This window comes from Herbiconiux daphne, from assembly GCF_024979295.1.
Taxonomy (GTDB): Bacteria; Actinomycetota; Actinomycetes; order Actinomycetales; family Microbacteriaceae; genus Herbiconiux; species Herbiconiux daphnes.
In genome coordinates this window covers 474,137-496,327 of record NZ_JANLCJ010000003.1, presented here as the reverse complement: position 1 = coordinate 496,327, position 22,191 = coordinate 474,137, and the positions used below count along the sequence as shown (strand labels likewise).

Genomic DNA, 22,191 nt, shown 5'->3' with positions numbered 1-22,191 from the left:
ATCTTTCGAGTCCCTCTAGGGGCGCCTCGTCCATCGCCCTTGCGCGAGACGCCGCCGCGCTGGTCGGTCCTCTATGCGCTGGTGGTCACGGGGTCGCGGCCGGCTTCGCCGGATCGACCGGGTCTGCAGGGTTTGCGGGGTCGGCCGGGTCTGCAGGCTTGGGTCCCGGCGCCTGCCCACCGCCGTCCGCGGCCGGTGGGGTGACGGCCGCTTCGACCGTCCACGGGAATCCGACCGTGAGGCTCTGGTCGGGCAACTTGTCGGAAGCCACCGAGATCGTGACTGCCTTGTTCTCGGCTTTCGCCGGTGTTCCGGAGATCGTTCCGGTCGCGACGTCCACCGCCAGGCCGTCGGGAAGCGATCCTGAATAGGTCAGGGTGCCGGGGCCCGACGCGTCGAGCTTCAGCTCAGTGATCTTAGTTCCCACGGTCGATTTCTGGTTCCCTGGGTTCGTCAAGGCCAGTTCGGTGGCGTCGCCGTCTTTCGGGTCGTCAGCGCCCAGCTCGGCTGCGGACTTGACGATCGACGCCAGGGTATCGGTGACGCGACGCGACGCTCGCCCATGTGCGGTGGCGAGGATCGCGAAGCCGGCGGTCGCATTGCGGGTGGCGAGCCGCATGTCGCTCAGGTGCGCATCCCAGTCGCCGGCCTGGAGGAAGAATCCGGCGACGATCAGATCGGACCATCGCCGGAAGACGACATCTCGTTCGATGGTCTGCAGTGGATTGATGAATCCGGCCAAGAGCAGGACAGCCAGCGCGAAGACGCACGCGATGAGGTTCGGCACCGTGGTCTGCTGGCGGAGCACCACGATCAGCGCGATGGCTCCGGTCAGCAGGATGGCCAGCAACGAGAAGCCTGCCGTCACCCAGAATCTTTTGCGTCCGGTGAGCCCGTCTTCTTTGCCGAGGTTCTCGACGATCTTCAGCGCGGACTTGTTGAACGCGATGATGGCGTCGGCTCTGGCCGCTGCCACCTCTTGTTTCTTCGCGTCCGTCAGGCCATCCGTTGGAACGTACCGCTCTGTACCCATGGCTGAGGTTAGATCGCGGCGCCCACCCGTCGATAGCCCCTCAACGGGGGCGCGTCAGCGCATGCTGGGCGCTAGCGGCTACTCGTCGTCGGCGCCGCCGCCCGACGCGGTGTCTTCGCCGTCTTGCGCGTCGCTGCCGTCTGAGGAAGAGCCGTCGGGCAGGTCTTCTGCATCGGGGCGTGCGTCGTCGTTACGGGACTTGTCGTCGATGTCGCTCATGCTCTCGACCCTAGGCGCATTCTGTGGCGTCGCAAGGGCATCCTGCCCGAAAAGCGCGCGACGGGGTCATGATGGGAGCAGTGACGAGAGCGACACCGATGACGACGAAGCCCTCGACGACCCGCACGAAGGACGATGATGTCTGAGCCCGAGCACCACCTGACGACCGTGGCCGTGGTCGACGCCGACAGGGCGGCCCTGGCCGAGAAGGTCGCGGCGTTGCGCGCGCTCGACGGTGTCGAGGTGCGCATCGCCGCCGGCTCACTGGGCGAACTCCTGACCGACCCCGCCTTTCCGCCCGACGTGGCCATCATCGAGCAGCGCGAGGGCGAGCGCGTCACCATCAACTACAAGATCAGGGTGTGCCGCCTGGCCAACGCCCGCGTGATCGTGGTCGCCGACAAGGCGGCCGAGCGCAGTGGCGAGCTGGCTCCGGATGTCGCGTCGCTGATGACTCCGGTGAGAACCTTCGAGAAGGCGCTCCGGCTGCTCGCCGCACCCCGCTGACCCGGGGCTCTAGACTCGAACGGGCGGCGACGACGGTCGCCGGCAACGGAGAAAGAGGCAGCATGACCATTCCGATCCGCTTCGGCTACAAGGCCTCCGCCGAGCAGTTCGGCCCCTCGGAGCTGCTCGAGTACGGCGTGCTCGCCGAGCGCGCGGGGTTCGACTCCGTCTTCGTCTCCGACCACTTCCAGCCCTGGAACCACGAGGGCGGCCACGCCCCGGCCGCTATGCCGTGGCTCGGCGCACTGGGCGCGAGCACCGAGCGCATCATCATGGGCACCTCGGTGCTCACCCCCTCGTTCCGCTACCACCCCGCCGTGGTCGCCCAGGCGTTCGGCACGCTCGGGTCGCTGTTCCCGGGCCGCGTCATCCTCGGCGTCGGCAGCGGGGAGGCGCTCAACGAGGTGGCCCTCGGGCTGCCCTGGCCCGACATGAAAGAGCGTTTCGCGCGGCTCAAAGAGGCCATCACCATCATCGAGACCCTCTGGAGCGACGACCGGGTCACCTACGACGGCCAGTTCTTCCGCACAGAGAACGCCACCATCTACGACCGACCCGAGACCCCCGTGCCGATCTACATCGGCGCCGCGGGGCCGGCGGCCACCCGCCTGGCCGGACGCCTCGCATCCGGGTTCATCACCACGTCGGGCAAGGCCCGCGAGCTCTACACAGACGTGCTGCTGCCGGCCCTCGCCGAAGGCATCGAGAGGGGTGGGCGCACCGCCGACGACGTCGACACCCTGATGGAGATGAAGGTGTCGTTCGACCACGACCGCGAACGCGCCCTGCAGGACACCCGCTACTGGGCGCCCCTCGCGCTCACGCCCGAAGAGAAGATGGGCGTCGAAGACCCGATCGAGATGCAGCGGCTCGCCGACGAGCTGCCGATCGAGCGGGCCGCGTCACGCTGGATCGTGTCGACCGACCCCGACGAGCACGTCGCGCGCATCAACGAGTACATCGATCTCGGCTTCCGGCACCTGGTGTTCCACGGTCCCGGCGCCGATCAGCGGCGCTTCATCGAGCTCTACGGCGCCGAGATCCTGCCGCGCCTGCGGCAACAGCACGGCTGACGCGACGGCTCAGCCGGCCGACCGCAGTTCGGCGAACCAGCGGCGGCTGGCCTCGAGCGACGTCCAGAGACGGTCGGCCCGCACGTTGCCGTAGCGGCCCCCCTCGAAGACCAGACGTTCGCGCACCCACCCGATGGGCTCGTTGCGGGAGTCGTTCTCGTCGATCACGAGCCAGTAGTCGGCTTCGATGCGTTCATAGCGGATGGCGGTGGTGTCGATCATGAATGTGGCTTCCCCCGGGCTGGTCATTGACCGGGTCTTCGGTGAACGGGTGCTGTCACCTTCCAGTGTGCGCCTTCGGGCCCTGGCCGTATGTCCCCATTCCGGGGGGGGCTACTGGATCTTGGAGTGCTCGCCGAGGCGGTGCCAAGTGCGGTTGTGGTAGACGAGCGGCTCGGCCTCGGCGGCATCCGCTGACGGATCACCCGCGGGGGGAGCCTTGGTCTCGAGCGCCTGCACGGCGACCACCGTGGAGCCGCCGGCCTCCATCTTGTTGACCACGCGCCCCCGGATCCAGGCGTGCGCGGCGGGGAAGTAGGGCTCGCCCGTAGGCAGGCGCCCCCAGATCGACGTGTCGGCGAACCGGTCGATGCCGCTCGTCGCGCCGAGCTTGGCGATGTCGAGCTGACCCGCGCCGAGCAGGTGCACCACGACGGTGTCGGCCTTGCGAATGGTGGGGGTGCTCGACGAGAGCTCGCTGATCGAGAACACGAGCAGCGGCGGCTCGACGCTCACCGAGAACACCGAGGTCGCGGTGAGGGCCACCGGGCCGTCGCCGGCGTCGGCCGTGATGACGGCCACACCGGCGGGGTGGTTGCGGAAGGCGGCCTTGAACTCGTCGGGGCTCACCTGTTCAGAGCTCGGGTGCGGCACCAGGTTGCTCTCGTGGTGCGCGTGCTCCCGGTTGAGGTCGTCGCCGTGGGGCGAAGTCTGCGCGTTGGTCACTCTTCGATCCTAAGTCGCCTCGCCGGGCCTCGGCGCGGGGCGCGTAACACGGCGCAAAGGGCGGCGCCGTTCATCGCTCGCGTTCTCATCGTTCGCCTCTCATCGCTCGCCCCGCATCGCTACGAGTCGTCGGCGACGAACCGCGTCCACGCCCACGCCGACACACAGACGGCGGCGAACGCCAACCCCGCGATGAGCACCGCGATCGGCACGCCGCTTCCGGATGCCGCCACCAGCGCCGGCACGAACAGCATCGCCAGTGCCGAGAACGATGCCACCGTCAGCAGAGCCCAGGTCGCGGGTGACCAGTCGAGGATGCGCCGCCCGCTCGTGCGACCGAGCGGCACCAGCAGCAACGACGAGGCCCCGAACGACGCGAGCACGATCACGTGCAGGAACTCGGCGAGGCCCGAGGTCCAGGCATCCGGCGAGCCCGCCTGCGCGCCGACGGCGCCCGACACGAGCCACGCGACCGCCCCCAGCACCAGCAGGCACAGCACCTGCACGGTGGCGAGTCGGCCGCGGTCGATGCGCGACGCGGCCTCGGCGGCGACGAGCCCGGTGACGAGGCCGAACACCAGGGCGGGCTCGAGGTCGGCCAGGCGCGACACGAGCGCGAGAGCGGCCGACACCAGCAGCAACGCCGGCCGCAACCGCGGGCTGCTGACCACGCCGAACGCCGCTCGGCCCAGAGCTCGCGGGGCGAGGGTGGCCACGGCATTCACCACGGCGAGGCCCGCGGCCGCGGCCACGAAGAGCCGCAGGTAGGCGGGCTGGCTCTCGACCGGTGCGGAGAGCGTCACGATCGCCGCCGCGGCGAGCAGCGCGGCCGCCGTGGTGACGAGCGGACTGAACCGGATGGCGGGCGCCCGCTCGAACTCCACCCGGCCGCGGTTGCGGCCGAGCAGCCCGGCGAGCATCGGGCGTGGTGCGGTCGACGTGTCGCCGTCGCGCGCGGCGACGGTCTCGATCGTGCCGGCGAGCAGCCGGGCGGGCAGGGCGATGAGGGCGAGGGCCAGTGCGCCGAGGGCGAGCGCGATCCACCAGACGGCGACGCTGCCGGCGCCGACGGCGGGTTGCAGCGCCGAGGTGAACCGGGTGGCGTCGGCCCAGGTGCCCGACGGGGAGACGGGCTCGCCGGGTGGCACGACGCCGTCCTGCCCGGGTGCCGTCGGGTCGGCCGGCGCTCCGCCGCCCGGGGCGGAGTCTGAGGGGGCCGAGCCGCCCGCTCCGCCCCCGGGTTCAGTGGCCGACGACGACGGCGACCCCGGGGGAGCGGCGGTGGCCGACCCGGGCGACGACGGTGGGGTCGCGCTGCCCGTCGGCGACCCGGGGGTGGCGGTGGCGGCATCCTGGAACGTCAGCACCAGCGGCCCGGTCTGCACGCTGACGTTGCCGGCCGGGTCTTGCTGCAGCACCGCCACGTTGTAGCTGCCCGCCGGCACCGCGATGGCGGTGCACGACCAGGTCGACCCGCTGACGAGCACCTGGCAGAGCGAGTAAGCACCGGCGAACACCGACACGGTGGCGCCGTTCTCGCCCGTGCCGCGGAACACCGAGCCCCCCGCCGGCACGGCCGCTCCCGATTGCGGCGACACCAGCACGGGCGCCGAGGGAACGGTGACGTCGACCTGAATGGCCAGCGGAGCGCTCGCGGGCGACGAGCCGCCGCCCGACCACGAGGTCGTCTGCGTCGCGGTCACCACGTAGTCGCCGTCGGTGATGCCTCCGGCCAGCGCGCACGACCACGCGCCCGACGCGTCGGCGGTGGCCGAGCAGGCGAAACCGGATGTCGCGGCCGTGACGCTGCCGCCGGGGAACGCCCTGCCCTGCACGACGGCGTTGGTCAGCGTGCCCCGGGGCCCTCCGGTCACGGTCGGAGCGTTCAGCACCCGCACCGTGACCGACGTCTCGAGGGTGCCGCCCGCCACGATCTCGACCGCGCGGAGCGACGTCGACGCCGAGGTCGGCAGGCTCGGCGCCTCGCACGACCAGGCGCCACCGGCATCCGGGGTCACCACGCAGAGCGGCTCGCTCGATCCCGCTGCGAGGATCTGCAGCGACGAGCCCGGGGTTCCGGTTCCCGTGACGGTGAGCGGCGACGACACCAGCTCGCCGTCGCCGGGGCTCTGGATGACGGGTCGGCTCGGCGTGGGCGGCGGCGTGGTCGACTCCGGAGGGGAGGTCGGCGGTGGGGCGGGCTCGGAGGGGGCCGGGTCGGAGGGCGCTGGGTCTGAGGGCGCCGGGTCGGACGGCGCAGGATCGGAGGGCGCAGGTGCCGGGGGAGCGGGCGCGAGGTCGGCGGTTGCGGCGTCGGTCGATGCCGTGCCGGTCGGCGCCGCGCCGGTGGGTTCGGGGGCGGGCGATGCGGATGCCGCCGCCGCTCCGGCGCCGAGGCTCAGGCTCGCGGCCACCAGCAGACCGCCGGCGAGCACCGCGAACAGCCCGGCGACGGGCCCCCGCGGACGGTGCCGGAATCGGCTGTGGACGCCGTCGCGAGGTCGCGACGCCGTTCGTTCCCACCCGTTGTTTGAAGCCGACACCTTCCTCCATTTGAACGGACGACCCGGTGAACTTCGAGTTCCATCGCCGGGTTTGGATGAAATTCGGAGCCAACCGTGTACAGATCGCCGGCGGTGCGGCATACTGACGCAACTGGGTCGATTGACCCAGTCAGTTGTCCCAGTCGATGACCCGGTCCAGACGCGAGGCGGGAGGTGACCGTGCCCCACATGCCCGTCGCCGAGCGGCGCAGCAGGCTGCTCACCGCCGCGTTCGACGTGATCGCGCGCACCGGCGTCAGCGGCGCCACCACCCGTGCCATCGTCGACGAGGCCGGCATGAAGCTCGCGAGCTTCCACTACGCCTTCGAGTCGCGCGAAGACCTGCTGGCCGAACTCGTCGACGTGGTGGTCGGCGGCCAGGAGGTCGTGCTCGAGCTGCCGAGCGACCCCACGGCCGACCTCGAGACCCTGCTCGCCCGCGGGCTCGTCAGCTACTTCGACCAGGTGCGCGCCGACCCGTTGCGCGAACGGGCGATGTTCGAACTCACCCAGTACGCGATGCGCACCCCGGGCATGGCGGGCTTCGCCGAACGGCAATACGCCCGCTACCGCGAACTGGCTGCCGCGTCGCTGCGCGAAGCCGCGGAGCGCACCGGATGCGACTGGCGCGATCCGGTCGACGAGCTCGCCGCCGACCTGGTGGCCCTCACCGACGGCATCACGCTCGCCTGGCTGGCCGACCGCGACGACCGGCGGGCGCTCGCCACCATCGCCTTCGCCGCCCGCGCGCTCGCCGCAGAGGCCGACCGGGGCGGCGCCGTCTCGCCCGTCCAGCCCTCCACCTCCGCCGACATCCACCCCACCCCCGCCGAGCACCACCGAGCACCATCGAGAGAGGCTGCGCGATGACCGCTGAACGAGAAGACACCGCCCCGAGCGCCCCCGGCGCCCTGGCCGAGCCCGTGCGCCGGGTCGGCGGCGTGTGGATCGGGCTGTTCGCCGCAGCGTGGCTCGGCATCTGGATGGCCCAGCTCACGCCCGTGCAGCTGCTGCTGCCGCTGCAGGTCGAGCAGCAGCTCGGCGCGGCGAGCTGGACCGACAACGTCGTCGCCTTCGGCGTCATCTCGGCCATCGCCGGCGTGTTCGCGCTGATCGCCTTTCCCGTCACCGGAGCGCTCTCCGACCGCACCACCTCGCGATTCGGCCGCCGCCGCCCCTGGATCGCGGCCGGCGCGCTGCTCTTCGCCGTCTCGCTGTTCGCCCTCGGCTTCCAGTCGCAGCTCGTCGGCATCGGGGTGTGGTGGTCGCTCGCCATCATCGGCTTCTGCGTGCTCTCGGCGGCGCTCACCGCCGCCATCTCCGATCAGGTTCCGGTGGGCCAGCGCGGTCTCGTCTCGAGCTTCATCTCGGCGCCGCAGGCGATGGGGCTCATCCTCGGCGTGCTGCTCGCCACCACCCTGTTCACCGGTCAGCTGCTCGGCTACACCGCGATGGCCGTGCTGCTCGTCGTGCTCGTCGCACCGTTCTGCATCTGGATGCCGGATGCGCGCCTGCGCCGGGAGCAGCGGCCGCCGTTCACGATGCGCGCCCTCATCGAGGGCATGTGGGTGAGCCCCACGCAGCATCCGGATTTCGGCTGGACCCTGCTCAGCCGCATCCTCGTCAACATCGGCAACGCCCTCGGCACGACCCTGCTGCTCTATTTCTTGATGTTCGGGCTCGACGACGCCAACGCCGAAGACGACCTGCTCGTGTTGATCGTGATCTACACCGTCTTCGTGGTGGTCGCGTCGATCGTAGCGGGCGCCCTCTCCGACCGCCTCGGCCGGCGCCGCGTGTTCGTGCTCGTCTCGTCGGTGCTGCAGGCGCTCGCCGCGCTGCTGCTCGCCTTCGTGCCCGATCTCACCGTCACCATGGTGGCCGCGGCGCTGCTCGGCCTCGGCTACGGATGCTTCCTCTCGGTCGATCAGGCGCTCGCCACCCAGGTGCTGCCCGATCCGGCATCCCGTGGCAAAGATCTCGGCATCATGAACATCGCCACCGCGGTGCCGCAGGCCATGGCGCCGCTGCTCGGGGCGGCGATCGTCGCGTGGCTCGGCGGATTCCCGGGGCTCTTCCTGCTCTCGGCCCTGTTCGGATTCGCGGGGGCGTTCGCCGTCTCGCGAGTGAGGAGCGTTCGATGACCACGGCCCTCGATCTCACGGTCACGCCGGCCGCACCGCGGGTGTGGCGCGACGAGCAGCGCTACTGGCGCGGGCTCACCGCGGCCACCGCCGATCGCGAACCGCCGGTCGCGGTGATCGGGCTCGAAGCGCTGATCCACAACGCGCGGTCGATGCTCGAGCGCGCGAACGGCGTGCCGATCCGGGTGGCCAGCAAGTCGATCCGGGTGCGTGCGGTTCAGGATGCCGTGCTGGCGCTCCCGGGCTACGCCGGCGTGCTCGCCTACACGCTGCCCGAGGCGCTCTGGCTCGCCGAGACCGTCGACGACGTCGTGGTCGGCTACCCGACCGCCGATCGCGACGCGATCCGCCGCCTCGCCGCCGACGAGAACCTCGCCGCGCGGGTGACGCTGATGGTCGACTCCATCGAGCACCTCGACCTGATCGACTCGGTCGTGGCGCCGGGCGGCCGTCTGCCGCTCCGGGTCGCGATCGAACTCGACGCGTCGTTCCAGGCGCCGGGGCTCGGCCGGCTGGGCGTCTGGCGGTCTCCGATCGTCACGGTCGACGACGCCACCGCCCTCGCCCGCGAGATCGTGAGCCGGCCGGGCTTCGCCCTCGTGGGCATGATGGCCTACGAGTCGCAGATCGCGGGCGTCGGCAACCGGCCGAAGGGCAACCCGGTCATGGGCCGCGTGATCGACTGGATGCAGACCCGCTCGGCCGCGGAGCTCGCCGACCGTCGCGGCGCGGTGGTGGCCGCCGTGCGCGGCATCGCCGAGCTCGAGTTCGTGAACGGCGGCGGCACCGGATCGCTCGAGTCGACGAGCGCCGACCCCTCGGTGACCGAGGTGGCGGCCGGCAGCGGGCTGTTCGGCGGGCACCTGTTCGACACCTACTCGCGCTTCACGCCCGCCCCCGCGGCCGCGTTCGCGCTGCCCGTGGTGCGCAAACCCCGGCCCGACATGGCGACGCTGCTCGGCGGCGGTTGGATCGCCTCGGGCCCTCCGGCGGCCGACCGTCTGCCCGAGGTGGTGTGGCCGCGAGCGACCCGCATGCAGGCCCGCGAGATGGCGGGCGAGGTGCAGACGCCGCTCTCGGGCCGGGGCGCCGCGGCGCTCGCCGTGGGCGACCGGGTATGGCTGCGGCACACGAAGTCGGGCGAGCTCTCCGAGCACGTCAACGAGTTCTGCGTGGTCTCGGGCGAGCAGGTCGTCGACGTGGTGCCGACCTACCGCGGCGAGGGAAAGGCGTTCCTGTGACGGCATTGAACGGGGTGTGGCGCAACTGGGCCCGCACCGAGTCGGTGAAGCCCGTGCGCATCGAACGGCCGGCGAGCATCGCGGCCGTGCAGCGTGCCGTGCGCGGGGCGGCGCGCACCCGGCTGCGCGTGAAGGCGGTCGGCGCCGGCCACAGCTTCACCGGCATCGCCGTGGCCACCGGCGTGATGCTCGACCTCGACGACCTCAGTGGCATCGTGTCGGTCGACCGCGACCGGGGCCGCGTCACCTTGCTCGGCGGCACCCGGCTGTTCGACCTGCCCCGGCTGCTCAGGCCCTACGAGCTCGCGCTCACCAACATGGGCGACATCGACCGCCAGTCGATCAGCGGCGCCATCTCGACCGGCACCCACGGCACCGGAGCCCAGTTCGGCGGCATCTCGACCCAGGTCGTGGGGCTCACGCTCGTCACCGCCGACGGCGAGCTGCTCACGATCGACCAGACGCAGAACAGCGAGCTGCTGCCCGCCGCGGCCCTTGGTCTCGGCGCCCTCGGCATCATCGTCGAGGTGACCCTGCAGTGCGTTCCCGCGTTCGTGCTGCAGGCCGTCGAGCGGCCGCTCCCGCTCGACGAGGTGCTGGCCGCACTCGACGCCCACGTCACCGGCGCCGATCACTTCGAGTTCTACTGGTTCCCGGGCACGAGAACCGCCGCCACCAAGACCAACCGGCGTGCCGCGGCATCCGTCGCCACCCGCCCGCTCGGCGCCCGGCGCGCATTCATCGACGACACCCTGATGGCGAACGGGGTCTACCGGGTCACCTGCGCCGCGGGTGCCGTCGTGCCCGCCATCGTGCCGCGCGTGAACGCGCTCGCCGAGCGGCTGTGGTCGAATCGTGAGTTCTCGGATGCCTCGCACAAGGTGTTCGCCACGCGCCGCACGGTGCGGTTCCGCGAGATGGAATACGCGGTGCCCGCGGCATCCGTGCCCCTCGTGCTCGGCGAGATCGACGAGCTGATCCGCTCGCGGGGGTGGCGCATCTCGTTCCCGATCGAGGTGCGGTTCGCGCAGGCCGACGACCTGTGGCTGTCGACGGCGTCGGGGCGGCCGACGGGTTACATCGCGGTGCACCGCTACTTCCGCGAGAATCATTCGGAGTACTTCGAAGCAGTCGAGGAGATCATGAACGCCCATCACGGCCGGCCGCACTGGGGCAAGCTGCACACGCAGCACGCCGCCTCGCTCGCGGCGCTCTACCCGCGGCACGGCGACTTCGTGGCCCTGCGTGACCGGCTCGATCCCGACCGCATGTTCTCGAACGCCTACCTCGACCGCGTGCTGGGGGCTTGAGCGTGGCCGGGATGTCTCCCGACGAGCGCCGCGAGTTCGCCCGCGACCTCGGCTCGCGCCTACCCGCCGGGTTCACCCTCGGTGTGGCCACGAGCGCGTTCCAGATCGAGGGCGCCACCCACGAGGGCGGCCGCGGCGAGTCGGTCTGGGACGCCTTCACCTCGCAGCCCGGCCGCGTCGTCGACGGCTCGACCGCCGATCGCGCGGCCGACCACTACCACCGTGTGCCCGAAGACGTCGAGCTGATGCACGACCTCGGCATCGACTCCTACCGCTTCTCGTTCGCCTGGCCGCGGCTGCAGCCGGAGGGCAAGGGGTCGCTCAAACAAGCGGGGGTCGACTTCTACGAGCGGCTGCTCGACCGGCTGGATGCCGCGGGCGTGGCGTCGATGGCTACGCTCTTCCACTGGGACACACCCAACGAGCTGCGCGGCGGCTGGTTCAACCGCGACACAGCGCAGCGCTTCGGTGACTTCGCTCTGCAGATGGGGGAGCGCTTCGGCGACCGGGTGGGCTCGTGGGTGACCGTCAACGAGCCGGCCACCGTCACACTCGAGGGCTACGCGCTGGGGGTGCACGCTCCGGGCGCTTCCCGCCTGTTCAACGCGCTGCCCGCGGCGCACCATCAGCTGCTCGGGCACGGGCTCGCCGTGCAGGCGTTGCGTGCCGCCGACGTGACCGGGCCGATCGGCATCGTGAACGTGCATTCGCCCGTGGTGCCGGCATCCGGGTCGGAGGCCGACGCGGCGTTCGCTTCGCTGTTCGACGTGCTGCACAACCGCATCTTCGCCGACCCGGTGCTGCTCGGGCGGTATCCGGTTGCGCCGGAGGGGTTCGAGCCGTTGTTCTCGGCGCTCGCCGACGTCGACCCGGCCGATCTGCTCGTGATCTCCGAGAAGCTCGACTTCTACGGTCTCAACTACTACGCGCCATCGAAGATCGCCGCGGGGTCGGGCGCGCCCGCGACGCCCGACGGCGCGTCGGCCGCCATGGCCTCGCTGCCCTTCCACCTCGAGGCATGGCCCGAGTTCCCCGTCACCGGGTTCGGCTGGCCGATCGCCCCCGAATTCCTCGGCACCGCGCTCGACGACCTGGCGACGCGCTACGGCGACGTGCTGCCGCCCGTCGTCATCACCGAGAACGGCGCGAGCTTCGCCGACGCCGTCACCCTCGATCCCGACGACGGCACGCCCCGGGTGCACGACGGCGCGCGCATCGACTACCTGGCGGCGCATCTCGACGCGGCGGTGCGGGCCGTGAGTGGTGGGGGCGCGGCATCCGTCATCGACCTGCGCGGCTACTACGTGTGGTCGCTGCTCGACAACTTCGAGTGGGCCGCGGGCTACACGCAGCGGTTCGGGCTCGTGCACGTCGACTTCGACGACTTCACCCGCACGCCCAAGGATTCGTACCACTGGCTGCGACGTGTCGCGGAGTCGCGGTGAATGCTGTGAGGACGCCTCAATCCCGCTGAGCACGGGCTCCCCGATCGTTATAGTTGTGCCATGGAATGGCTGATCCCGGTAATCATCGTCGTCGTGATCGTTGCGATCATCGGCATCTACCTCTGGGCGACCTACAACTCGCTGGTCACGCTGAACGTGCGTGTCGACGAGGCCTGGAGCGACATCACCGTTCAGCTCAAGCGCCGAGCCGATCTGCTGCCCAACCTCATCGAGAGTGTGAAGGGCTACGCGGCGCATGAGAAGGCCGTGTTCGAGAACGTCACGAAGGCTCGCGCAGAGACGCTGTCGGCGCAGGGCCCCGCCGAGGCATCCGTGGCCGAGAACCACATGCAGCAGGCGCTGAAGAGCATCTTCGCGGTGGCCGAGGCCTATCCGCAGTTGCAGGCCAGCCAGAACTTCCTGCAGCTGCAGGCCGAGATCGTCGACACCGAAGACAAGGTGCAGGCCTCGCGGCGGTTCTACAACGGCGGCGTTCGCGAGCTGAACACCAAGATCAAGGTCTTTCCGAACACCCTCTTCGCCCGCCGGCTCGGCTTCACCGAGCGCGAGTTCTTCGAGGTGTCGGATGTCGCGGCGATCGCCGAGCCGCCGCGCGTGCAGTTCTAGCCCAGCGGGTTCATGTATTCCGCGATAGCGAAGAATAAGCGCAACACCGTCGTCATCATCGTGCTGTTCCTGCTGATCATCGGCGGGCTCGGCTGGCTGGCCAGCTACATCTACGGCAACCTCTCGATCGTCATCATCACGGTGGTCGTGTCGCTCGGCTACGCCCTCATCCAGTACTTCGCGGCCTCGGGGCAGGCGCTCGCGATGAGCGGCGCTCGCGAGATCCAGAAGCGCGACAACCCGCGGCTGTGGCGCGTGGTCGAGAACCTCTCGATCACCACGGGCACGCCGATGCCGAAGGTCTACATCATCAACGACCCGGCGCCGAACGCGTTCGCCACGGGCCGCGACCCGCAGCACGCCATCGTGGCAGCCACCACGGGGCTGCTCGACATCATGGACGACGCCGAGCTCGAGGGCGTCATGGCGCACGAGATCGGCCACGTGCGCAACTACGACATCCGGGTGTCGATGATCGTGTTCGGCCTGGTCGTGGCGGTGGGTTTCATCGCCGACATGTTCTTGCGCATGGCGTTCTTCGGCCGCAACAACAACAACGGCAACCCGATCGTGATGGTGTTCGGGCTGGTCGCCATCCTCATCGCGCCGCTCGTCGCGACCGTCGTGCAGCTCGCGGTCTCGCGCCAGCGCGAGTACCTCGCCGACGCCACCGGCGCGCTCACCACGAGGCACCCCGATGCGCTGGCCTCGGCGCTCGAGAAGCTCGCCGCCTACGGCCGGCCGCTCCAGCGCCAGTCGTCGTCGATGTCGCACATGTGGATCGCCGACCCCAACAAGCCCGGCATCATCGACAAGCTGTTCTCGACCCACCCGCCCATCCCCGACCGTGTGGCCCGGCTGCACGACATGGGCGGCGCCTTCTAGCCCTCCGCCTCGGCCCCACCATCCCGTGGACCCGTTGCGCGCGCTGCCGTGCCCCACCATCTCCGCCGAGAAGTCACTTCTCGGTGCAAAAGCCCCCGCCGGGCACCGAAAAGTGACTTCTCGGCGGTGGTGTGGTGGCGCGGCGGAGGTGGGTTGGCGCGCGCTAGCCGCGGGCGAGCTCGGCGCGCAGCGGGGTGGCGAGGGTGCCGCGGTCGGCGACGAGGATGTCGCCCGGCAGGCCCTGCCAGGCGGCGGCGTCGCGCACGAGCTGGGCGATGCGCGGGATGTCGTCGGCGACGAGGCCCGGTTCGGCCCACGCGGCCTGCACCCGCAGCACCCCGGACTGGCGGTCGCTCTTGAGGTCGAGCCGGGCCGGGATGCGGTCGTCGATGAGCACGGGGAGCACGTAGTAGCCGTAGACCCGCTTCGGCTGCGGCGTGTAGATCTCGATGCGGTAGTGAAAGTCGAACAGCCGCAGCGCCCGGGCCCGCTCCCACACCACCGGGTCGAACGGCGACAGGAGCGCCGCCGCCTCGAGCCGCCGCGGCAGCCGGGCGTCGCGGTGCAGCCAGGCGTTCTTCTTCCAGCCCGGCACGGTCACCGGCACGAGCTCGCCGGTGTCGACCAGGTTCTCGATGGCGGGCAGGGCGTCGACGTTCTTGAGGCGGAAGTAGTCGGCGAGGTCGCTCAGCGTGCCGACGCCGAGCGCGCGGGCCGAGATCGACATGAGCTGCATCATCGCGTCGCCCCGCGCCACCTCGGCGTCGAGCACCGACGCCGGCAGCACCTGCTCGGGCAGTGCGTAGGCGCGCTCGAAGCGCATGCGCCCCGCCGACACCACGTCTCCCTGCCGGAACAGCGTCTCGAGCCCGCGCTTCACGTCGGACCAGCCCCACCACGGCCCCTGCCGCCGGTTCGACTCGTGCTCGATGTCGCTCGCCCGCAACGGGCCCTTCTCGGCCAGCTCGGCGAGCAGCCAGGCCAGGGTCTCGGGGTTCGACGCCCCCCACGAATCGGGGTGGCTCGCGTAGTAGTCGCGATAGTCGCCCTTGCGCCAGTTCATCAGCGGCAGTGTCTCGACCGGGATGAAGGATGCCTCGTGCGCCCAGTATTCGGTGACGTTCTTGCCGTAGGTGAGCCGGTCGAGCAGGGCCTTGTCGTAGCCGCCGAGCCGGGCGAACACCGGCTGGTAGTGGCTGCGCTCGTAGACGTTCACCGAATCGATCTGCAGCAGCCCCAGTCGCTTCAGCAGCAGCGTGAACTGGCGGGTTCCCGGCTCCGCGGCCGCGCGGGCGGAGGGTCGCTGCCCGAAGCCCTGGGCCGCCAGGGCGACGCGCCGCGCCAGCGCGGGTGAAATCGTCTCGACCATCGGTAACGACCCTATCGAGCGGTGCCGACAACGGGGGCGACCGACGCGTTCGGCGGCGTCATCCGTCGTTCATCCGCGGTTCACAGCGCCGACCCTGACCCGCCGTCTGACGAACCTACTCTGCTGAGGTCAGCCTTCCCGGCGGAGAACAGCCCGTGACACAGCGCGGGCGGCCCGAGGCTCACACACTGGAGGACCCATCTTGTTCACGAAGCGCATCGCGACCGCCGGCATCGCCGTCGCCGCTGCCCTCGCCCTCGGCCTCACCGGCTGCTCGAGCGACGCCTCGGCGTCGGGCGGCACCGACAGCGGGGCCGACGCGGCCACCGCCACCAACCTCGACGCGTTCGGCGGCCTGTCGGGCCTCGAAGACGCGGCGAAGGCCGAAGGGGCGCTCAACGTCATCGCCCTGCCGCGCGACTGGGCCAACTACGGCGCCGTCCTCGACGCCTTCGCCGAGAAGTACCCCGAGATCACCATCAACGAGGCCACCCCCGACGCCTCGAGCGCCGAGGAGATCCAGGCCGCTCAGAACCTCGAGGCGCAGGACACCGCTCCCGACGTGTTCGACGTCGGCGCCGCGGTCGCGCTCGCCAACACCGACCAGTTCGCGCCCTACCAGGTGGCGACGTGGGACGACATCCCGGATGCGCTCAAAGAGCAGTCCGGCCTCTGGGTCGGCGACTACGGCGGCTACATGGCCATCGGCTACGACCCCGACGCGGTTCCCGAGCCCACGAGCCTCGACGACCTGCTCGGCGCCGACTTCAAAGGCAAGGTCGCCATCAACGGCGACCCGACGCAGGCCGGAGCGGCCTTCGCCGCGGTCGGCATGGCTGCGGTGCAGAACGGCGGATCGGTCGACGACTTCCAGCCCGGCATCGACTTCTTCTCCGAGCTCAACAAGGCCGGCAACTTCGTGAAGATCGACCCGACCCCCGCCACCATCGCGTCGGGCGAGACCCCCGTCGTCTTCGACTGGGACTACCTCAACGTCGGCTACGGCAAAGACCTCGAGGGCCAGCGCAACTGGGAGGTCACCATCCTTCCCGGTGACGGCTACGCCGGCTACTACAACCAGGCCATCAACGTGAGCGCGCCGCACCCCGCGGCCGCCCGCCTGTGGCAGGAGTTCCTCTACAGCGACGACGCCCAGAACCTCTGGCTCGCCGGCGGCGCCCGCCCGGTGCGCGCCGACGCGATGGCCGCGGCCGGCACGATCGACGACGAGCTGTTCTCGGCCCTCCCGGCCGTCGACGGCGACACCGTCGTTCCCGACGCCGACCAGGCCGAAGCCGCCTCCGCGCTGCTCGGCATCAACTGGGCCGCAGCGGTTCAGTAACCACCCTCCATGACGACCGATGACTGACACGATCACCTCCCCGGTCGCTCCAGTGGCGCCCCGGGGGAGAGACGACCTCCCCCGGGGCGCCGCCACGCAACGTCTGAGAACCCTCGCGAGCGGCAGCGTGCTCGGCCTCGTGCCGTTCACCGCCTACATCGTGCTCTTCCTCGGCCTGCCGACCGTCATCGCCCTGGTGACGGGCTTCTTCGACGGCGACGGGGCGTTCACGCTCTCGTACCTCGCCGCCCTCGGCAACCCGGTCGTTCTCACCACGTTCGGCAACTCGCTCTGGCTCTCGGCCCTCACCGCGGTGATCGGAGCCCTCGTCGGAGCGGTGTTCTGCTACGCCCTGATCGGCGCGAAGCCCACCGGTGCGCTGCGGTCGGTGGTGGATGCCGCGAGCGGTGTGCTGGCCCAGTTCGGCGGTGTCATGCTCGCGTTCGCGTTCGTCGCGACCATCGGCATCCAGGGCATGATCACCGTGTTCCTCAAGAACACCTTCGGCATCGACATCTTCGCCGACGGCGTCTGGCTCTACGACACCCCGGGGCTCATCCTGCCCTACATCTACTTTCAGGTGCCGCTCATGATCATCACGTTCTCGCCCGCGCTCGAGAGCCTGAAACCGCAGTGGGCCGAGGCGACCGCGATGCTCGGCGGCGGCACCCTCAGCTATTGGCGGCACGTCGGCGTGCCCGTGCTGCTGCCGTCGTTCTTCGGCTGCCTGCTGCTGCTGTTCGCCAACGCGTTCTCGTCGTTCGCCACCGCGGCCGCGCTCACCAGCCAGGGTTCGCAGATCGTGCCGCTGCAGATTCGCGGCGCCCTCACGAGCGAGACCGTGCTCGGCCAGCAGAACCTCGCCGGCTCGCTCGCCCTCGGCATGATCGTGGTGATGATCGTCGTGATGTCGCTCTACTCGCTCCTGATGCGCCGCGCGGCGAGGTGGCAGCGATGACCCGCACCGAGACCGCCCGCACCGACACCGCCGGCACGCACACCGCCCGCACCGACACCGCCCGCCCCACCCGACCCATCGACGACGTGCACCCCGGCCCCAGCCGCCGCACCCGCTGGATCATCGTCGGCATCCTGGGCCTGCTGTTCCTCGTGCCGATCGCCGCGATGGTCGAGTTCACCCTGCGCAAGGGCCTCGGCGGCGGCTACGACGTCAGCCGCTGGATCGCAGTCTTCACCGGCGGCCTGAGCGCGGCCGAGAACAAGCCGATCTTCACCGGCCTCGGCAACTCGCTGCTGCTCGCGGTCGTCACGGTCGTGGTGATGCTCGTGCTGCTCGTTCCCACCATGGTGCTCGTGCGCATCCGGTTCCCGCAGCTGCAGCGGGTGCTCGAGTTCGTCTGCCTGCTGCCGATCACGATCCCCGCGATCGTGCTGGTCGTGGGCCTCGCCCCCGTCTACTCGGTGGTCGCCCGCATGTTCGGCAGCGGCGTGTGGACGCTCGCGTTCGCCTACGGGGTGATCGTGCTGCCGTATGCCTACCGGTCGATCCAGACCAACCTGGTCGCCGTCGACGTGGTCACCCTGAGCGAGGCGGCGCGCTCGCTCGGCGCCGGCTGGCTCACCATCCTGTTCCGGGTGGTGGTGCCCAACATCCGTCGCGGGCTGCTCGCCGCCTCGTTCATCTCGGTCGCCGTGGTGCTCGGCGAATACACCATCGCGGCGCTGCTCAACCGGGTGAACCTGCAGACCGCACTCGTGGTCGTGAGCAAGGCCGACCCGTTCATCGCCATCATCTTCGCCCTGCTCGCGCTCGTCTTCGCCTTCGTGCTGCTCATCGCCATCGGGCGCATCGGCGGGGCACCCCGCACCTCGAAACCGTCACGGAAGAAGGCCACCGCATGACCCTCTCGATCACGCGCGACCCAGAAGCGCCCGCCGAGGCGCGGCAGCCGGGCTCCCGCGTCGAACTGCGCTCCATCGTCAAGGAGTTCGCCGGCGGCATCCGGGGTCTCGACGGCATCGACCTCGTGATCGAGCCGGGGGAGTTCGTGGCCCTGCTCGGCCCGAGCGGATGCGGCAAGACCACCGCCCTGCGAGTGCTCGCCGGACTCGAAGGCGCCACGAGCGGCACCGTGCTCATCGACGACAAAGACGTCTCGGGCCTGCCCGCACGGCGCCGCGACATCGGCATGGTCTTTCAGTCGTACTCGCTCTTTCCGCACATGACCGTGCTCGCCAACGTCGAATTCGGGCTCCGGATGCGCAAGGTCGCGGGCGACGAGCGCCGGCTGCGTGCGGGTGACGCCCTCGAGATGGTGGGCCTCGGCGGGTTCGGCGGGCGCTACGCCCACGAGCTCTCCGGCGGGCAGCAGCAGCGGGTGGCCCTCGCCCGCGCGCTCGTCACCGAGCCGCGCGTGCTCTTGCTCGACGAACCGCTCTCGGCGCTCGACGCCCGGGTGCGGGTGCAGCTGCGCGACGAGATCCGGCGCATCCAGCAGGACTTCGGCATCACCACGCTCTTCGTCACCCACGACCAGGAGGAGGCCCTCGCGGTCGCCGACCGGGTGGCCGTGATGCGCGCCGGCAACATCGAGCAGATCGGGTCGCCCGAAGAGCTCTACTCGCGGGCGAAGACGCCGTTCGTGGCCGAGTTCGTGGGCCTCAGCAACCGGCTGCGCGCGGTGGCGAGCTCGGGTTCCGCCGAGCTCTGCGGCGTGCGGCTGCCGCTCATCGACCCCGCCACGCCCGACGGCGACGTCATCGTGTTCGTGCGGCCCGAAGATATCCGCTTCGCCGCCCAGGGGGTGCCGGTCGAGGTCGTCTCCACGAGCTTTCTGGGCTCCTACCGCCGCACCGCCGTGGCACTCGACGACGGCACCGTCATCTCGGTGCAGCACCCGGCCGGCTTCGTGCCGACGCCCGACGAGCGGCTGCACATCGAGTTCGATCCGGCTCCGGTGACGGCGAAGGGCTGGGAGTCTTAGGCACATGCGGGCGGGCGCATACAAGCGCTCCTAGACTTGGCTCATGTCAGACTCGGAGCCGACGCCCAGGCGCGGATTGAAGCGCCGCAAGACCGTGCTGGCTCCCGACGACCTGCGCGGGCGGGGTTCCGGCCGGTCGGCCGACGAGTCGGTCGCCGCCGGCATGCGCGTCGCGGCGGCCTGGTCGTGGCGCCTTCTGGTGGTGCTCGGCGTGCTGGGCGTACTGGTATTCCTCATCATCCAGCTGCGGCTGTTGATCATCCCGATCCTGCTGGCCGTGGTGCTCTCGGCGCTGCTGGTGCCGTTCAAGAACTTCCTGGTGCGCCACCGCTGGCCGAAGTGGGCGGCCATCGCCACGGCCGAGCTCGGCACCATCGTGGTGGTCGCCGGCCTCATCTTCCTCGTCGTGACGCAGGTCACGTCGGGCTTCGACGACCTGCGGCAGCAGACGATGACGTCGTACAGCGACCTCAAGACCTTCCTCGCCGACTCGCCGCTGCAGGTGTCGGAGACCGACTTCAACAACTACGTCTCCGACATCTGGACGGCCGTGCAGCAAGACAGCGCGGCGCTCATCTCCGGCGCCGCCGCGGTGGGCTCGAGCGTGGGGCACGTGCTCACCGGCGTGCTGCTCACCCTGTTCACCACGCTCTTCATCCTCATCGACGGGGCCCGCATCTGGGCCTGGCTCGTGCGGCTCTTCCCCCGCCGGGCGCGGGCGGCCACGGATGGCGCGGGCAAGACCGGCTGGGCCACCCTCCAGTCGTTCGTGAAGGTGCAGATCCTCGTCGCGTCGATCGACGCGATCGGCATCGGCGTCGGCGCGGCCATCCTGCAGGTGCCGCTCGCCATCCCCATCGCGGTGCTGGTGTTCCTGGGCTCGTTCATCCCGATCATCGGCGCCGTGGTCACGGGCGCGGTGGCCGTGTTCATCGCGCTCGTCTACAACGGCCCCGTCATCGCCCTCATCATGCTCGGCATCGTGCTGCTCGTGCAGCAGATCGAAGGCCACATCCTGCAGCCGCTGGTGATGGGAACGGCCGTGAAGGTGCATCCGCTGGCCGTCGTGCTGGCCGTGGCCGGCGGATCGATGGTGGCCGGCATCGCCGGGGCGTTCTTCGCCGTTCCCGTCGTCGCCACCCTGAACGTCATGGTCAACTACATCGCCGGGGGCACCTGGCGCTCTACCCGTGAGGAACCTCGTCTTGAAGTCTGAGTCCGACACCACGTTCGCCGGCCCCCTGCTGGCCGACATCGAGAGCGCGCGCGTGCGCGTCGCGACCGTCGCGCAAGTGACGCCGATGCAGACCTCGCGCTACCTCACCGAGCTGCTCGGCTCGGAGGTCTACCTCAAGTGCGAGAACCTGCAGCGCACCGGCTCCTACAAGATCCGCGGCGCCTACAACCGCATCTCGAGCCTCAGCGACGCCGAGAAGGCGGCCGGTGTCGTGGCGGCCTCGGCCGGCAACCACGCCCAGGGAGTCGCCTTCGCGGCGCGCGAGCTGGGCATCAAGGCCACCATCTTCATGCCCATCGGCGTGCCTCTGCCGAAGCTGCAGGCCACCCGCAGCTATGGCGCCGACGTCATCCTGCGCGGCCACTCGGTCGAGGAGGCCCTGCGCGCCGCCGCCGAGTTCGCCCACGCCACGGGGGCCACGGTCATCCCGCCGTTCGACCACATCGACGTCGTGATGGGGCAGGGCACCCTCGGTCTCGAGCTGCTCGATCAGGTTCCGGATGCCGACACCATCGTCATCCCCATCGGTGGCGGCGGTCTCATCTCGGGTGTCGCCAGCGCGGTCAAGCAACGGGCCGCGCTCGAGGGCCGCTCGGTGCGCATCATCGGAGTGCAGGCCGCCAACGCCGCCGCCTACCCGCCCTCGCTCGCCGCGGGGGAGCCGGTCGAGATCACGACGACGCCCACGATCGCCGACGGCATCCACGTGTCCAAGCCCGGCATCCTGAACTTCGAGATCATCAGTCAGCTCGTCGACGAGGTGGTCACGGTCTCCGAGGCCGACACCGCCCGCGCGCTGCTGGTGCTGCTCGAGCGCGCCAAGCAGGTCGTCGAGCCGGCCGGAGCCGTGGGGGTCGCCGCCATCCTCGCCGGTCTGGTGCGCGGCACCGGCAAGACGGTCGTGGTGCTGTCGGGCGGCAACATCGATCCGCTGCTCATGCAGCGCGTGATCAGTCACGGGCTCGCGGCATCCGATCGCTACCTCAAGCTGCGCATCATGCTGCCCGACCGCCCGGGGCAGCTCGCTCGCACCGCCGAGCTGGTCGCCGAGGCGAACGCCAACGTGGTCGAGGTGCAGCACACCCGGCACGGCAAGGGCTTGCAGATCAGCCAGGTCGAGCTCGAGCTGCACATCGAGACGCGCGGGCCCGACCACCGCGACCTCGTGATCGCGAAGCTGCGCGACGCGGGCTTCGAGCTGCGCGTCGAGCAGTAGCCGCGCCCTCCCGCGCCCCAGCCCCCCTGCGCGAGTGGTCACTTTCGGCGCCAAAACGCCGGTTTTGCCGCCAAAAGTGACCACTCGCGGTTGGGTAATGGCGTGGGGAG

At 70.5% G+C, this 22,191-nt stretch carries 21 protein-coding genes; 15 read left to right on the top strand and 6 right to left on the bottom strand.

All coding sequences use genetic code 11. From position 1 onward, the window contains the following. Positions 1-85: 85 nt before the first annotated feature. Both N1032_RS11040 and N1032_RS11035 read right to left on the bottom strand, forming a co-directional pair. Entirely contained in the window at positions 86-976 is an 891-nt protein-coding gene (locus tag N1032_RS11040) for an Ig domain-containing protein (protein WP_259539110.1), read from the bottom strand. A gap of 135 nt (positions 977-1,111) precedes the next feature. After that, entirely contained in the window at positions 1,112-1,252 is a 141-nt protein-coding gene (locus tag N1032_RS11035; protein WP_259539109.1) for a hypothetical protein, read from the bottom strand. 135 nt (positions 1,253-1,387) lie between these two features. Between N1032_RS11035 and N1032_RS11030 the strand changes: the two genes are divergently transcribed. Together N1032_RS11030 and fgd are read left to right on the top strand one after the other, a co-directional pair. Continuing rightward, a complete protein-coding gene (locus tag N1032_RS11030) occupies positions 1,388-1,759 on the top strand; it encodes a hypothetical protein (RefSeq protein WP_259539107.1) in 372 nt (123 codons plus the stop codon). Positions 1,760-1,821: 62 nt separating this feature from the next. Next, positions 1,822-2,832, top strand: coding sequence for a glucose-6-phosphate dehydrogenase (coenzyme-F420) (fgd, locus tag N1032_RS11025; protein ID WP_259539106.1), 1,011 nt, complete (start codon positions 1,822-1,824; stop codon positions 2,830-2,832). 9 nt (positions 2,833-2,841) lie between these two features. On the opposite strand, the gene N1032_RS11020 is transcribed toward fgd, so the two are convergent. The 3 genes from N1032_RS11020 to N1032_RS11010 all read right to left on the bottom strand — a co-directional run bounded on the left by N1032_RS11020 (position 2,842) and on the right by N1032_RS11010 (position 6,320). Further along, positions 2,842-3,054 carry a hypothetical protein gene (locus N1032_RS11020; RefSeq protein ID WP_259539105.1) on the bottom strand — a complete coding sequence of 71 codons (213 nt, stop codon included), beginning with the start codon at positions 3,052-3,054 and terminating at the stop codon, positions 2,842-2,844. A 111-nt stretch (positions 3,055-3,165) separates the two neighbouring features. After that, the gene (locus tag N1032_RS11015) at positions 3,166-3,708 is read right to left on the bottom strand and encodes a flavin reductase family protein (protein ID WP_407933033.1); all 543 of its coding nucleotides are present in this window, start codon (positions 3,706-3,708) and stop codon (positions 3,166-3,168) included. Between the two features lie 188 nt (positions 3,709-3,896). Beyond that, a complete protein-coding gene (locus tag N1032_RS11010) occupies positions 3,897-6,320 on the bottom strand; it encodes a hypothetical protein (protein ID WP_259539104.1) in 2,424 nt (807 codons plus the stop codon). Between the two features lie 174 nt (positions 6,321-6,494). Here N1032_RS11010 and N1032_RS11005 point away from each other — a divergent pair, with 174 nt between their 5' ends. Genes N1032_RS11005 through N1032_RS10975 form a run of 7 tightly spaced genes read left to right on the top strand, consistent with a single transcriptional unit; the run spans position 6,495 to position 13,972 of the window. Then, positions 6,495-7,190, top strand: a complete 696-nt coding sequence (locus N1032_RS11005; RefSeq protein ID WP_259539103.1) for a TetR/AcrR family transcriptional regulator — start codon at positions 6,495-6,497, stop codon at positions 7,188-7,190. Continuing rightward, the gene (locus N1032_RS11000) at positions 7,187-8,464 is read left to right on the top strand and encodes an MFS transporter (protein WP_259539102.1); all 1,278 of its coding nucleotides are present in this window, start codon (positions 7,187-7,189) and stop codon (positions 8,462-8,464) included. Before N1032_RS11005 ends, N1032_RS11000 begins: the two co-directional genes overlap by 4 nt. Next, the gene (locus N1032_RS10995) at positions 8,461-9,705 is read left to right on the top strand and encodes an alanine racemase (RefSeq protein ID WP_259539101.1); all 1,245 of its coding nucleotides are present in this window, start codon (positions 8,461-8,463) and stop codon (positions 9,703-9,705) included. The genes N1032_RS11000 and N1032_RS10995 overlap by 4 nt, the downstream gene beginning before the upstream one ends. Next, complete coding sequence (locus N1032_RS10990; RefSeq protein WP_259539100.1) at positions 9,702-11,015, top strand: D-arabinono-1,4-lactone oxidase; 1,314 nt, start codon at positions 9,702-9,704, stop codon at positions 11,013-11,015. The genes N1032_RS10995 and N1032_RS10990 overlap by 4 nt, the downstream gene beginning before the upstream one ends. 11 nt (positions 11,016-11,026) lie before the next feature. Beyond that, positions 11,027-12,460, top strand: coding sequence for a GH1 family beta-glucosidase (locus N1032_RS10985; RefSeq protein WP_259539099.1), 1,434 nt, complete (start codon positions 11,027-11,029; stop codon positions 12,458-12,460). A 60-nt stretch (positions 12,461-12,520) separates the two neighbouring features. Continuing rightward, the gene (locus tag N1032_RS10980; protein ID WP_259539098.1) at positions 12,521-13,087 is read left to right on the top strand and encodes a LemA family protein; all 567 of its coding nucleotides are present in this window, start codon (positions 12,521-12,523) and stop codon (positions 13,085-13,087) included. Positions 13,088-13,099: 12 nt separating this feature from the next. Next, positions 13,100-13,972 (top strand): M48 family metalloprotease, encoded by an 873-nt coding sequence (locus N1032_RS10975; protein WP_259539097.1) that lies wholly within the window; start codon positions 13,100-13,102, stop codon positions 13,970-13,972. A gap of 163 nt (positions 13,973-14,135) precedes the next feature. Here the strand turns inward: N1032_RS10975 and N1032_RS10970 are convergent, their stop codons facing one another. Continuing rightward, positions 14,136-15,341, bottom strand: a complete 1,206-nt coding sequence (locus N1032_RS10970; protein WP_259539096.1) for a winged helix-turn-helix domain-containing protein — start codon at positions 15,339-15,341, stop codon at positions 14,136-14,138. 202 nt (positions 15,342-15,543) lie between these two features. Here N1032_RS10970 and N1032_RS10965 point away from each other — a divergent pair, with 202 nt between their 5' ends. Genes N1032_RS10965 through ilvA form a run of 6 tightly spaced genes read left to right on the top strand, consistent with a single transcriptional unit; the run spans position 15,544 to position 22,081 of the window. Continuing rightward, the gene (locus N1032_RS10965; protein ID WP_259539095.1) at positions 15,544-16,683 is read left to right on the top strand and encodes an ABC transporter substrate-binding protein; all 1,140 of its coding nucleotides are present in this window, start codon (positions 15,544-15,546) and stop codon (positions 16,681-16,683) included. 19 nt (positions 16,684-16,702) lie between these two features. Continuing rightward, positions 16,703-17,641 (top strand): ABC transporter permease, encoded by a 939-nt coding sequence (locus N1032_RS10960; RefSeq protein WP_259539094.1) that lies wholly within the window; start codon positions 16,703-16,705, stop codon positions 17,639-17,641. Continuing rightward, complete coding sequence (locus N1032_RS10955; RefSeq protein ID WP_259539093.1) at positions 17,638-18,546, top strand: ABC transporter permease; 909 nt, start codon at positions 17,638-17,640, stop codon at positions 18,544-18,546. The genes N1032_RS10960 and N1032_RS10955 overlap by 4 nt, the downstream gene beginning before the upstream one ends. Further along, the gene (locus N1032_RS10950; RefSeq protein ID WP_259539092.1) at positions 18,543-19,628 is read left to right on the top strand and encodes an ABC transporter ATP-binding protein; all 1,086 of its coding nucleotides are present in this window, start codon (positions 18,543-18,545) and stop codon (positions 19,626-19,628) included. Before N1032_RS10955 ends, N1032_RS10950 begins: the two co-directional genes overlap by 4 nt. Before the next feature lie 43 nt (positions 19,629-19,671). Next, entirely contained in the window at positions 19,672-20,844 is a 1,173-nt protein-coding gene (locus N1032_RS10945) for an AI-2E family transporter (protein WP_259539091.1), read from the top strand. Then, positions 20,834-22,081, top strand: a complete 1,248-nt coding sequence (gene ilvA / locus N1032_RS10940; RefSeq protein ID WP_259539090.1) for a threonine ammonia-lyase — start codon at positions 20,834-20,836, stop codon at positions 22,079-22,081. Before N1032_RS10945 ends, ilvA begins: the two co-directional genes overlap by 11 nt. Positions 22,082-22,191: the final 110 nt, after the last annotated feature.